A 12,586-nucleotide genomic window follows, 5' to 3' on the forward strand; every position below is an offset into this window, starting at 1 on the left:
CACTTTTGTCGATAACCGATCCCCATTCGGATAGATGACCGCCGATACGCACGCGAGCGGCGCCTCGAGCGACGACGTTTCGGACCCGGACATCGAGGACCTGCTTGACAAACTGGACGAATTGAAAGACGCTGCTGACGACCCCGGAGAGCGTCGACGAGTCGAAGAGACGATTCACCTCGTAAATCGAATGCCCGGGAGCCAGGCGTTCACGAAACGGATCACGAAGTACACGACGAAAGACATCGCGCAGGCGTTTGTGGGGTCCGTCATCTTCGCGCTCCCGCTACTCGTCGAGGACGGCGTCTTCGACATCGCGGAGTGGTTTCTGTCGGTCACCCTTGGCGGCGTTCCCGTGTTCTTCGTCGCCAATCTCGGCTTTCTCCTAGCGATGACCGCAGGGCTGCTCTACTACGCCGACTTCAGGCAGGTCGAGGTTCGAAAGCCGATCCTCGGCGTGATCCCGCGGCGCTACGCGGGGGTGCTCGTCGTGTCGCTACTGGCGTCCGTTGCAATGATGCTCATGTGGGGACAACTCACCGCGGATGAGCCGACGGCGATGGAGCAGGTGAGTCGCGTGACGGTGGTCTGGACGGTCGCCGCGTTCGGCGCCGCGCTAGGCGACATCTTGCCGGGGGAATCGACGGACGAGGACATCAGCGACCGCCTTTGAGCGGCGACGACCGTGCGTCACATCGATCCGCTCACCCTCGCGCAAAAACCTGGACGAAAAAGCCGCGACTCGCTTCGCTCGCCGCGGGACAGTACCGGCGCCAGCTACGACGGGACGACCGTAATCGGTTGCTTGCGATCGATCGCGTCCTCGAGGTCGTCGGCAATCGCACTCCCTCTCGAGACCTGGATTTCGCCGCCGCGACTCACCGTCGCGGTGAAGAGGTACTCGCCGCCGGCCTGCACCTCGACGGTTTCGCCGTGGTTGCCGTCGACGGGAACGATGACGTGTCTCGAGGTGATCTCGGGGGTGACGATCTGGCCGGCCGGCTGTGCGTTGCCGCTGTTTCCGCCTGCGTTGCCGTGGCCGCCGCGGCCACTACCGCCACCGCCTCCACCACCGCTCGAGTCCGACCCGTAGTGGGGATTCTCGTCGTGCGTTCGCACGTCGATGTCGATCCCGAGCCGGTTCTCGACGTCGGTGATCCGCCCGCCGCCCTTGCCGATCACCGTCGAGATATCGTCCTCCTCGACGTAGACGACGGCACGGTTCTGGCTCTTCAGCTGGACGTCGACGTAGCCACGGGCGATCGACCGGATCTCGCGTTCGATCTCGGACTTGGCGATCCGATCGACGCCGCTCTCCGCAGTTTCGCCGCCGTCCTCGAGCGGAACCGTGACGACCTGCCGGTTGAACGTGTAGATCTCGTAGGCGGGTTTGCCCGTCTGGAAGTCCGTCACCTGAATCACGGGGCGAGCGAGGTCCTCCTCGGTGAGCCCCGCGGGGACCTTCACCTCCGTCTTGACGTCGTAGACGGTCGAAACTTCGCCGGCGTCGATGTAGACGACGGTGTCGACGACCTGCGGGATCATGCCGAGTTCGACGCGACCGACCAGTCGCTGGAGGGCGTCGATCGGACGAGTCGCGTGGACGACGCCGATCATGCCGACGCCGGCCAGGCGCATGTCCGCGAAGACCTCGAAGTCGTCGGTTTTGCGGACCTCGTCGTAGATTGTGTAGTCGGGCCGGACCATCAACAGGGCGTCGGCGGTCTTGTCCATCCGCCCACCGAGTTCGGTGTACTGGGTGATCTCGGGGCCGACCTGGAGGTCGCGGGGCTTCTCCATCGTCTTGACCGCGTAGTCGTGATCGTTCAGGTACCGGGCGACCGACTGGGCGAACGTCGACTTCCCGGCCCCGGGCGACCCGGAGATGAGGACGCCGCGCTGGCGCTCGAGCAGGCGCTCTTTCAATTCGTCGGCGTGTTCGTAGTCCTCGATGTCGGTCTGGACGATCGGTCTGACGGCGGTGATCTCGATGCCGTCGGAAAAAGGCGGCCGAGCGATGGCAATCCGGTAGTCCCGAAACTGGACGATCTTCATCCCCGGTTCCGAGAGCTCGATGAAGCCGCCGGTGGCCTCGCGGGCACCGTCGACGACCTCGCGGGCGTACTCGTCCATCGTGTCCTCGTCGAGGGGCTCGTCGGCGATCTCCTGGTAGTGCATGTCGCCGATCTCGCCGCGTTTGGCCTTCGGCCGCGTGTCCGTCTTGAGGTGGACGCTCATCGTCTGGTCGTCGAAGTACTCCTCGATGGCCAGGGTCCCCACTCGCCGCACTTCGGGGGAGAGGTAGTCCACCTCGAGGCCCTTCGCCTGGGCCACTTCGGCCTGGACGATGTCGCTCGTAACGAAGGTGGCCTCGAGGTCCTCGGCCAGGTCGCGGATGACGGCGTCGATTTCGCCCTCGGCGGCGTGACCGCGCTCGATGGCGGAGGGGCGCTCGCCGACGTACTCGAGGTCGATGCGGCCCTCGTCGGCGAACTCGGCGAGGCGTTTGAGCTCGCCCAGGCCGTCCCAGCCGCTGTCGAGGCCGTCGTTGGCCTGCGCCTCGAGTTCGGCGACGACGGCTTCCGGTACGGAGACCGTCGCTCCCTCGAACTGCCCGTCTTCGATCGCAGCGGAGACGCGGCCGTCGATGACCACGCTCGTGTCCGGCACGACATTCATAACGGTAATTGCTCGACGGAGGCGTATAAGCGTGTCCACCGGCGATACCAGGTGTACGGCTGCCGGACGGGTAAGTACGCGGAAATCATCCAGTCGCGAACAGTCAGCGAGACGGAACGCGTTAAGAGGCGGTCGCTCGACCCGTACCTGGCAGATTGTCGATTGGAACAGCTATTTATCATCCGTTGTGATTGCCACGACTGTGGCTACGATCGACCAGCAACCGGCGTCGCCGCTCGTCTTCGACCGGAGCGACGGCTGGCTCGTGACCGGCGCGACCGGCCTCCTGTTCGCGTGCTACCTGGGACTGGTCGTCGTCGCAAACGCGACCGACTCGGTCCATGCGTGGCACCTCGCCGCCGTCGCGGTCGTCCCCGGGGCAGTCCTCGGCTGTCGACTCGCCGTGGCCTCGTCCCGAGAGGCCGTCCGCCGTGGACTCGGTCTCGCCATCATTTTCGCCGCGGCCGCCGCCGTCCTCGTCGTCGTCTACCAGAGCCGCTCGCCGGGCTTCGGACTCGAATCGACTCGACCGCTCTCGGTCGTCGCCGTCTTCGTCGCCATCGTCTCGTTCTTCCTCCTCGTCACCGACGCCAGGCAGTACTCGGTCGGCGAGTGGGTTGCGATCGGTTGTTTCGCCGTCCTCGCCGCCGTCTCGCTCGCACACACGCTGGCGTTCGTCCCCTCGAGTTCGCAGTCGCGATGGCCCGTGTGGGCCCTGGTCGTGATGGGGAGCAGCCTCGTCGTGATTCCGCGCCTCGTTCCCGAACGGGTGTTCCTCTGGACCATCTCTCGCCTGGCCGCGGCCGTCGTCCTGCTGGGACTGGTCACGTACCTCGTTGGCGACTACTCGCTGTGGCTCTTCGAGGTTCGCCAGTGGTCCGGCTCCCCGTCACTCCCGGGAATCGAGACCGACGTCACGATCATGCGATCGATCTTCGTGAACCCGAACTCCCTTGGCGTGGTCACCTTCGCCGGATTCGTCGCCGCTATGGTGGAGTTCCATCGGGCGGTCGCCACCAGACGCCCCCTCGGTGGGGCCGTCACCGCCGCCCTCGCCGGAATCTGCGGCCTCGGGTTATTTCTCTCGAACGCCCGGGCGTCGATGCTCGCCGCGGCGACCGCCGTCGTGGTCTACGCCGGGTACGTCGTCTTCGGTCGACGCGCCGTCCCTGCGGTACTCGTCGCGACCGCCCTCACAATCGGCGGATTTCTCCTCGGAATGTACGTCGACGTCATCGGCATCTCCGACTCGAACCGCTTCGCCCTCTGGGCCGGGAGCCTCGCGGCGATCCGGGACGGCCCGCTCCTGTTCGGATACGGCGCTCCGGCGGGACACGTCATCGAACCCTACCTCGAGGGCGGACTGTCCGCGTCGCCGCACAACTCGTACCTCTCGGTGTTCGTCCGGTTCGGACTGGTCGGCGGCCTCGCGTACCTCGGCCTCGTCGTCGGCAGCGTCGTCGCCGGGGCGATCGAGTACCGCGAGGTCGACGTCGCGATGCTCGCGTTCGCCGCCGGCTGGGCCGTCCACCAGCTGTTCGAGTCCTATACCCTGTTCTGGTGGTCACCCGGCGCGGTGATCGGTTCGCTCGTCATCGGGTACCTCCTGTTCGGGGACTGAGCGCTCGAGCCGGCGGCAGTCGGGTCCACGTTCGATCTGGCGGCGGTCGGGTCCACTTTCGAAGACCGAATCCGGTGGACCCAACACCTCCACCGTCGTACTCGCCGCCATGCACGTTCGCGAACTGACCCGCGACCTCGTCTCCATTCCCAGCCACCAGGACGAGACGGCCGCGGGCGACTACGTCGAGGACTGGCTGCGACGCGAAACCGATGCCGACGTCATTCGAGACGAGGTGGGGAACGTGATCGCTCGCCGGGGAGAAGGCGGAGCGTCGCTGGCACTCGTCGGCCACCACGACGTCGTCGACCCGGCGCCCTCACAGCTCGATACCAGTGGCGGGTACGTCGTCGACGAACGCAGCGGGCGTCTCTACGGCCGCGGCGCGGCCGACATGAAGGGGGCCGTCGCGGCGGCGATGCTCGCGTTTCGAGACGCCGACCCCGCTGGCGAACTCGTCTTCGCGAGCTTCGTCGGCGAGGAGGTGGGTGGCGTCGGCGCCCGCCACGCCATCGAGCACGGCTTCGCCCCCGACTACGCGGTCGTCGGGGAGGGGTCGACGAACTACTCCGGCCCGGGCGTGACCGACGTCGCCGTGGCCCACCGGGGTCGCCGCGGGAGCACGATCACCGCCCGCGGGACGGCGGCTCACGCCAGCGAACCCGACGTCGGCGAGAACGCCATTTACCGCGCGGCTGACGCCGTCGATGCAATCCGAAAACTCGAGCCGCCAACGGTCGAGGTCGCGGGCGAACCACTCGAGGGACAGGTCACCGTCACCGAAATCGACGGCGGGTCGGGGATCAACGTCGTCCCCGACTCGTGTACGCTGACGGTCGACGAGCGAACCGTCCCCGGCGAGCGGGTCGATCTCGAGTCCGTCGCAGCCCTCCCGGGAATCGAGTGGACGGTCGACCAGGACCTGCCGCCGATGCGCTGTGGGGACGACGGATTCGCCGAGTCAGTGCTCGAGGTGGCTCGAGCAGTCCAGTCAGACGCGTCGACCCCGCCGGAACTCGTGACGAAACCCCACGCCACTGACGCCGGCTGGCTCGTCCAGGCCGGCACCGAGTGCGTCGTCTACGGCCCGTCCGAACCCGGCGAGGCCCACACCGCCACGGAGAGCGTTTCGATCCGGGTGCTCGAGCGCTGTCTCGAGACGTACCGGCGGCTCGCGTCTACGGGGTGGAAGCGAGGCGGGTGAATCACAGGCCGACGCAACTACTGATCGAAGAAAACGAATCGAGAGTATTCACCTACCCGAGGAAGTACCGCGTCCACGGGTAACGCTCGACGAGTGGCTGACCGCCGACCTCGTACTGCTCGATATAGGCGTCGAGCCCGAGGATGCGGCCGGCACCGAAGGCGGCGACCGACAGGAAGACGAGCATGTACGCGAAGTCGCCGTTGATGTAGCCGTGGGAGATGTCCCAGTTGCCCAGGTAGAACATGAGCATCATGAACGCGCCCCAGAAGGCCGCCAGGCGCGTCAGGACGCCGAAGATGAGCCCGAGACCGATGAGGACCTCGCCCCACGGGACGGCGACGTTCACGAAGTCGACGAACCAGCCGGTCTCGCCCATCGCGACGAACAGGTCCGCGGCGGGACTCCCGTTGTTCGGTGCCGCCCCCGTGAGATAGCCCGCCGCACTGAACTCTCTGGAGAGGACCTTATCGACCCCGCTCTGGAAGAAGGCGAGTCCCATCATCAGTCGCAGGGCGAGGATGAACCAGACGCTGAGAGTGTGAAGCTTTCCGGTCGCCGTGTATCCTGCAACTGTGCTTTGCAGTTGTACTTCTTCTGTTGCCATGGTTGAACAGTCGTCTGCTGATCCATTAAACGAGGGGACCGATTCCCAATACGTGGTATTCGTCTCGCCGGATTCGTTTCGCTTCGCTCGTGACGTCGCCAGCGCCGCCTCGAGGCGTTCGCCGAAACCACGAGGTTGATAGCCCGCCGCAAGTATTGCAGTGACATGGCGACAGTCTCGGATTCGGAGACGGAGACGGACGGTGCTTACGACGAACTTCTCACGCGCATCGAACGCATCACGAACGTCGGCAACGCCGCCGGGGTCCTCCGGTGGGACCAGGAGGTCGTGATGCCCGAAGGCGGCACGCCCGCCCGGGCGAAACAGCTCTCGACGCTCTCGGCGCTCGGCCACGAACTGCTGACCGACGAACGAACCGGCGTGCTGCTCGAGGCACTCGAGGATACCGAACTCGACGGGGAGGAAGAAGCCGTCGTCCGCGAAATCCGACGGCGGTACGACCGAGCGACGAGTGTTCCCCAGGACCTCGTCGAAGAAATCTCGGAGACGACCGCGAACGCCCACCCGACGTGGGTCGAGGCCAAAGAAGAAGACGACTTCTCGATTTTCGAACCGACGCTCGAGAAACTGGTCGACCTACAGAAGGAGTACGCGAACCACATCGACCCGGACGCCGATCCCTACGAGGTCCTCTTTGCCGACTACGAGCCCTACCTCGACCTCGAAACCGCCGAGCGCGTCCTCGAGCGCCTGCGCGACGAACTCGTGCCGCTGCTCGAGGCCATCGACGACTCCGAGGCCGACGTCGAGACCGACGCCTTTGCAGGCACGTTCGACGACGACGATCAGGAAGCGCTCGCTCGAGACGTGCTCGACTCGCTGGGCTACGACTGGGATCGCGGCCGTCTCGACACCGCCCCGCACCCGTTCTCGACGGGCACCCAGTTCGACGCGCGCGTGACGACTCGCTTCGACGAGAACGACCTGCTGGGGTCGATCACGTCGACCATCCACGAGTTCGGCCACGCCAACTACACCCTCGGCCTTCCCGACGAGGGGTACGGCACCCCGCTCGGTGAAGCGCGAGACCTGACCGTCCACGAGTCGCAGTCCCGCCTCTGGGAGAACCACGTCGGTCGTTCCCGCCCGTTCTGGGAGCACTTCCTGCCGATCGCCCGCGAGCGCTTCCCCGAACTCGAGGACGTCTCCCCGGAGGCGGCCTACGAGGCGGCCAACCAGGTCTACGACGACAACCTCATTCGGGTCGAGGCGGACGAACTCACCTACCACCTCCACATCGTCGTTCGCTTCGAGATCGAACGCGACCTGATCTCGGGCGACCTCGAGGTCTCTGGCGTCCCCGAGGCCTGGAACGACAAGTACGAGGAGTACCTCGGCATCCGCCCCGAAACCGACGCCGAGGGCTGTCTGCAGGACATCCACTGGAGCCACGGCTCCTTCGGGTACTTCCCGACGTACTCGTTGGGGTCGGTGCTCGCCGCGCAACTGTACGCCGCCGCCGAGGACGACCTCGGAGAGTTCGACGACCGCGTCCGCGAGGGCGACTTCGCCGACCTCAATGGCTGGCTGCGCGAGGAGATCCACGCTCACGGCAAGCGCTACACCACGCCCGACCTCGTCGAGGAAGCCACCGGCGAGACCTACACGGCGGATTACTTCCTCGAGTACGCGAAAGACAAGTACGGCGACCTGTACGATCTCGAGGACTACTGAGGCTGAACCGTCCTCGAGGACGGCCAAGCGGACGCCAGTAATCCTGTATTGAGCCCGACGCAAGGCGATTTTTCGTCCTCGTAAGCCGGGGCTACTATACCCCTTTTCCAATAGAAGCGCTTTAGGGGACGTAACTCCTTGTACGTCTGTATGTCCCAGCGACAGGGCGCAGACCTCTCCTACGAGGACGGGGCGCGTGCGGTCGAACTCGCACGCGAATCCGTCGAATCCTACGTACGGCACGGCCAACGAGAACACCCGGGAAGCATGCGCGAGACTTTTTACGAGCGCACCGGCGCGTTCGTCCGGCTCGAATCCACCCGCGGTCGGGGCAGCCTTCGGGGCTGTGCCGGCGGCTATCGCTCGGGCGAACAGCTCGGTCACGTCATCGTCGACGCGGCGATCGAAGCCGCGAGCGGCGACTCCTGTGGCTCGGAGGTGACGCCCTCGGAACTCTCGAACCTGACAGTCTCGGTCTGTACAGTTCGGAACATCCTGCTCACCGACGACCCGCTCGAGGACCTCGAACTCGGTACCCACGGCGTCGCCATCGACGGCGGCGGCAACGCGGGGTGGCTCTACCCGACGATTCCAGTCGAAAACGGCTGGAGCGCCCGCGAGTACCTCGACCGAACGTGTCGCAAGGCCGGACTCCCCCCGACGGCCTGGCAGGACGACGACGTCGTCGTCACCCTCTTCGAGGGACAGGTCTTCCGCGAGCGCTCGAGCGACGGGAGCATCGAGGAACTGTAACGTCTCCCGTCGCGTCGGTCCTGGCTCGATGTGGCCCGCGCTCGGTGCCCACTCACCGGACGGACGCACGTCGGAGGTGGCGCCTTCAGGTGGCGTCCACCAGGGGAGGGGGACACTACACTTTTTATAGCGAGCGGCGCATCGAAGAATCCATCGACGAACAGCATTTGACGCGTCGCCTGGCGCCTCGAGTCGGCAGTGAGGAGGGACGGCTGACGGGTGAGACGAAGCGGATTTCAACCGGTACGAACTCGAGGCGACGGAGACGGTCCCACCCGACCCGGACAGCAACTCGACGTTCACGGACGGAAACGAGTCGGATCGGGGACTGCTCGACGATGACGACGATCACGAGGCTATTCCGACAACCCCTTCCCTCAAACGTGAGCATCAGCGAGCGTTAGGTAGGGTAGTTGACTTCTACACGCGGTTGCGCGGAACCGGAGACGCCGAACTCAGGCTGATCGGTGACGACCGGACGAGAACGGTCTCTGCTCATACGGACTGGCACAACACATCGCTCATCGTCTCTGATTTCGCCGGCCAGGAGGTGACCGTCCAGCTCCGGGCCGAGAACGACGAGGAACTCGAGGTCGACTACGTGAGTTTCCTCGAGGATACTGCGGACACCGGTATCCCCGACGAAGTCCAGACGATGCCCCTCAGGATGCGTCATGGTTCACCGGGCGTTTTCTGGTCCCCTCTCGACCTGGATCCGGCGGTTGCGGACACGAGCGGCGACGGGCTGACCGACGCCGAGGTCATCGACCTCGAATGGGATTTCGTCAGGTCCGATCGAGGCGACGGTGCCTGGGACCTCAAAGCCGTGGTCAACGGTGCTACTGCCCACCCCGCTCGTATCGACACCACCGGCGACGGATTGACCGATCGCCAGCAACTCGAGGGCTGGGAGATCAACGTCGTCGACGAGCACGGCGAGGCCAAAGCGATGATGGAGGCGCTCGCCGACCCGGACGACGACCGCGACCTGGGGCAGTTCTTCACCGAACGACCGGTGAAGGCGAACCCGCTGATCGACGACACCGACGGCGACGGATTGAGCGACGCCGAGGAGTTCGAACTGGGAACCGATCCCGAGCTTCGGGATACGACCGGTGACGGGATTTCGGATCGAGACGCTCTCGAACTCGACAGGGAGGATCCGACGATGTTCACGGTGACGCCGCCAGCGGTGAGCCTGTCGTCAATCAACGAGGGGATAAATAATGAAAAGTTCGAATTGCCGAAATACTGGGTGACCTATGGGTATGAACTCAGTGATTCCGCTGGCGTGGCGAGTGCTGAACTCAGGCGTGATTGTGCGAGATTTGACAAGAACACGTATCCTGGGAAGAAATCAGAATTCGACACCTCGACGTTCGAGTCGACCCTCGAGATCGCTCTCACTCCGTGGCGAGGCTCGCTGACGACGATCACCGTCGAAGACGTCCACGAGAACATAGGGACCGAGACGCTGTACTACAAACACCCGTACGCGGTCAAATTAGCGACCGAACTCAACTCGCCCGAGGAAGCAGGGGTTCTGACCGGTGTTACAATGGGTGCGGCCGAGTTGCCGGATTTCATCCGCCTGGTTCGGAAGGAGCCGCGAGAGATGGCGACGGCGATGACCGAGTTCATCGAGGAGATGGGACGGGCCTCTGTGGATCCGATGCGGAATCCCTGGGTCGAGATCGCGAAGGATCTGCCACCGAGCATCTATCACGATCAACAGCAGGCGAATCCGTATCCAGCTCCCTCGAGCGATCCACTCGAATCGTTCTCGACGTGTCTGGGAACGCTCGGTTACTCCGACGGCGACCACCTGGGGCTCAGCGACGAGGAGTTCACCCACTGCCAGTTCGCCAACGGCTGGTATTCGGGGTACAGCGCGTTCCTCGTCATCGAGACGCTCGTCGGCGACAAAGGGTTCTCGAAAGGGGCGACGAGTGCGAGCGACGTGGCCACCCAGCTGCGGCGGGCCTCGGACGACCTCGAGAGTGTCCTGCCGGCGGTTCGGTCGGGGCAGTCGATGCGGACGACCCAGGTCAGTCACCGACTGCTCACCGACGGTGGCCGGCAGCTAGACGATCTGTCGCCGCAGTTCCGGACGGCCGGGAAAACCGTCCAGGGGGTCAAGCGACTCGAGGCGTCGTGCTCGAATCTGTATCTGTAGCCAATTCTATCGAAATTCACGAAAACATCGGTTTTCCATCACTTATGTCAAACGTATAGCGGAATCAATCCAAGGAGCCAGGCTCCGATCTCCTCCGTTCGACAGGGAACTCAAAATGGCTGGAACGAATTTTCAGCAAGTAAAACGTCGATCCGGACCGCCGAGTGGCTGTAAGCCTTCGCCGCCGAAGAACTCGCTTCTCTACACACGATGGTCGGATCGACCCGAGGATTTACTATCACTCACTCGAACCTTTCGAGACGAAATATGGCAACTGTTGACGAGACTGCCATCGACCCGTCGGACGCCTACGAACGGCTTCTCGAGCGATCCGAGAAGCTGACGAACGTCCGGATGGCGTCGATGGCACTGGGGTGGGATCAACGGGTAATGATGCCCGAAGGGGGAACGCCGGCGCGAGCGGGGCAACTGTCGACGCTCTCGTCGCTCGGACACGAACTGTTGACCGCCGACGAGGTGGCGACGTGGCTCGAGGCGCTCGAGTCCGATGGGGTGACGCGGGATACGGGTAACGCTGAATCTGCGGACGGCCTCACCGACGAGCAGACGGCGGTCGTCCGGGAACTCCGCCGGGAGCACGACCGGGCGGTCGACGTCCCGGCCGACCTGATCGAGCGGTTGACGGCCCACCAGGCCGAGACTCAGCAGGTCTGGCAGGAGGTGAAGGCGGCCGACGACTTCGAGCGGTTCGCGCCGGCGCTCGAGGAACTCATCGCCCTCCATCGCGAGCGCGCGGCGGCGATCGACCCCGCGGAGAACCCCTATCGGGTGCTCTACGAGGATAGTTTGCCGTACCTGCCGCTCGAGACGGTCGAGCGCATCTTCGACGAGTTGCGCGCCCATCTCGTTCCGCTGATCGACGAGATTCAAGAGCGGGGCCGCGAGTTGCCGACGCCGTTCGCGGGCCACACCTACGACGAGGAGACCCAGATGGCGCTCTCGGAGGCCGTTCTGGACGTGCTGGGCTACGACCGAACCCACGGTCGTCTCGACACGGCTCCGCACCCGTTCATGTCCGGCAATCAGTTCGACGCCCGGATCACGACTCGCTTCCGGGAGGACGACCCGCTCGACGCGCTGACGGCGACGATTCACGAGTTCGGTCACGCGACCTACCAGCTCGGCCTCCCGAAGGATCAGTACGGAACTCCGCTCGGCTCCTCGCTCTCCTCGGGCGTCCACGAGTCCCAGTCTCGCTTCTGGGAGAACCACGTGGGTCGGACGAAGGCGTTCTGGGAGCTGATTCTCCCCACCGTCAAAGAGCACTTCCCGCACCTCGAGGACGTGACCGTCGACGAGGCCTACGCGGCGGTCAACCGGATCTACCCCGAGAACCTGATCCGCGTCGAGGCGGACGAACTCACCTACCACCTGCACGTCATCCTCCGGTGTGAGATCGACCGGGCGTTCGTCGAGGGCGACCTCGAGGTCGCCGACGTCCCGCAGGTCTGGAACGACAAGATGGACGACTACCTCGGGGTTCGACCGGAGACCGACGCCGAGGGCTGTCTCCAGGACACCCACTGGTCGTACGGCTTCGCCGGCTTCCAGGGGTACACCGTCGGGAGCGTGCTCGCAGCCCAGCTCGACGCCGCGATGCGCGAGGACCTCGAGGTAGACGCGCTCGTTCGGGAGGGGGAGTTCGACCCCCTCCGCGAATGGATGACCGAGCACGTCCATCGTCACGGCCAGCGCTACCCGACCGAGGAGTTGATCGAGGTGGCGACGGGCGAACCGCTCACCGCCGAGTACTTCCTCGAGTACGTCGACGAGAAGTTCCGGACGCTGTACGGCCTCTAGCGCTGGATCGACCCGGTCTCGAGTGGGCGC

9 protein-coding genes are annotated in these 12,586 nt (G+C 64.9%); 7 read left to right on the top strand and 2 right to left on the bottom strand.

Going from position 1 to position 12,586, the window contains the following annotated elements; all coding sequences use genetic code 11:
- The first annotated feature begins 34 nt into the window (after positions 1–34).
- Positions 35–673 carry a DUF2391 domain-containing protein gene (locus J1N60_RS04475; RefSeq protein WP_312911039.1) on the top strand — a complete coding sequence of 213 codons (639 nt, stop codon included), beginning with the start codon at positions 35–37 and terminating at the stop codon, positions 671–673.
- 104 nt (positions 674–777) lie between these two features.
- Here the strand turns inward: J1N60_RS04475 and J1N60_RS04480 are convergent, their stop codons facing one another.
- Positions 778–2,679, bottom strand: coding sequence for a PINc/VapC family ATPase (locus tag J1N60_RS04480; protein ID WP_312911041.1), 1,902 nt, complete (start codon positions 2,677–2,679; stop codon positions 778–780).
- Positions 2,680–2,881: 202 nt separating this feature from the next.
- On the opposite strand from J1N60_RS04480, the gene J1N60_RS04485 reads away from it, so the two are divergent.
- Both J1N60_RS04485 and J1N60_RS04490 read left to right on the top strand, forming a co-directional pair.
- Entirely contained in the window at positions 2,882–4,300 is a 1,419-nt protein-coding gene (locus J1N60_RS04485) for an O-antigen ligase family protein (RefSeq protein ID WP_312911042.1), read from the top strand.
- Between the two features lie 109 nt (positions 4,301–4,409).
- On the top strand, positions 4,410–5,504 hold the full coding sequence (locus tag J1N60_RS04490; protein ID WP_312911044.1) for a M20 family metallopeptidase: 1,095 nt from the start codon (positions 4,410–4,412) through the stop codon (positions 5,502–5,504).
- A 52-nt stretch (positions 5,505–5,556) separates the two neighbouring features.
- On the opposite strand, the gene J1N60_RS04495 is transcribed toward J1N60_RS04490, so the two are convergent.
- Positions 5,557–6,111, bottom strand: coding sequence for a DoxX family protein (locus J1N60_RS04495; RefSeq protein ID WP_312911046.1), 555 nt, complete (start codon positions 6,109–6,111; stop codon positions 5,557–5,559).
- A 165-nt stretch (positions 6,112–6,276) separates the two neighbouring features.
- Between J1N60_RS04495 and J1N60_RS04500 the strand changes: the two genes are divergently transcribed.
- The 4 genes from J1N60_RS04500 (at position 6,277) to J1N60_RS04515 (ending at position 12,556) form a co-directional block, all read left to right on the top strand.
- On the top strand, positions 6,277–7,806 hold the full coding sequence (locus J1N60_RS04500; protein WP_312911048.1) for a carboxypeptidase M32: 1,530 nt from the start codon (positions 6,277–6,279) through the stop codon (positions 7,804–7,806).
- Between the two features lie 150 nt (positions 7,807–7,956).
- Positions 7,957–8,559 (top strand): TIGR00296 family protein, encoded by a 603-nt coding sequence (locus J1N60_RS04505; RefSeq protein ID WP_253431914.1) that lies wholly within the window; start codon positions 7,957–7,959, stop codon positions 8,557–8,559.
- 430 nt (positions 8,560–8,989) lie between these two features.
- The gene (locus J1N60_RS04510) at positions 8,990–10,735 is read left to right on the top strand and encodes a hypothetical protein (RefSeq protein ID WP_312911051.1); all 1,746 of its coding nucleotides are present in this window, start codon (positions 8,990–8,992) and stop codon (positions 10,733–10,735) included.
- 267 nt (positions 10,736–11,002) lie between these two features.
- Positions 11,003–12,556 carry a carboxypeptidase M32 gene (locus J1N60_RS04515; RefSeq protein ID WP_312911053.1) on the top strand — a complete coding sequence of 518 codons (1,554 nt, stop codon included), beginning with the start codon at positions 11,003–11,005 and terminating at the stop codon, positions 12,554–12,556.
- Positions 12,557–12,586: the final 30 nt, after the last annotated feature.

Origin of the sequence: Natronosalvus caseinilyticus (assembly GCF_017357105.1) — an archaeon.
Taxonomy (GTDB): Archaea; Halobacteriota; Halobacteria; order Halobacteriales; family Natrialbaceae; genus Natronosalvus; species Natronosalvus caseinilyticus.

Coding starts and splice junctions, on each gene's coding strand:
- J1N60_RS04505 (WP_253431914.1), top strand. CDS start 7,957: ATGTCCCAGCGACAGGGCGCAGACCTCTCCTACGAGGACGGGGCGCGT.
- J1N60_RS04500 (WP_312911048.1), top strand. CDS start 6,277: ATGGCGACAGTCTCGGATTCGGAGACGGAGACGGACGGTGCTTACGAC.
- J1N60_RS04475 (WP_312911039.1), top strand. CDS start 35: ATGACCGCCGATACGCACGCGAGCGGCGCCTCGAGCGACGACGTTTCG.
- J1N60_RS04490 (WP_312911044.1), top strand. CDS start 4,410: ATGCACGTTCGCGAACTGACCCGCGACCTCGTCTCCATTCCCAGCCAC.
- J1N60_RS04480 (WP_312911041.1), bottom strand. CDS start 2,679: ATGAATGTCGTGCCGGACACGAGCGTGGTCATCGACGGCCGCGTCTCC.
- J1N60_RS04495 (WP_312911046.1), bottom strand. CDS start 6,111: ATGGCAACAGAAGAAGTACAACTGCAAAGCACAGTTGCAGGATACACG.
- J1N60_RS04515 (WP_312911053.1), top strand. CDS start 11,003: ATGGCAACTGTTGACGAGACTGCCATCGACCCGTCGGACGCCTACGAA.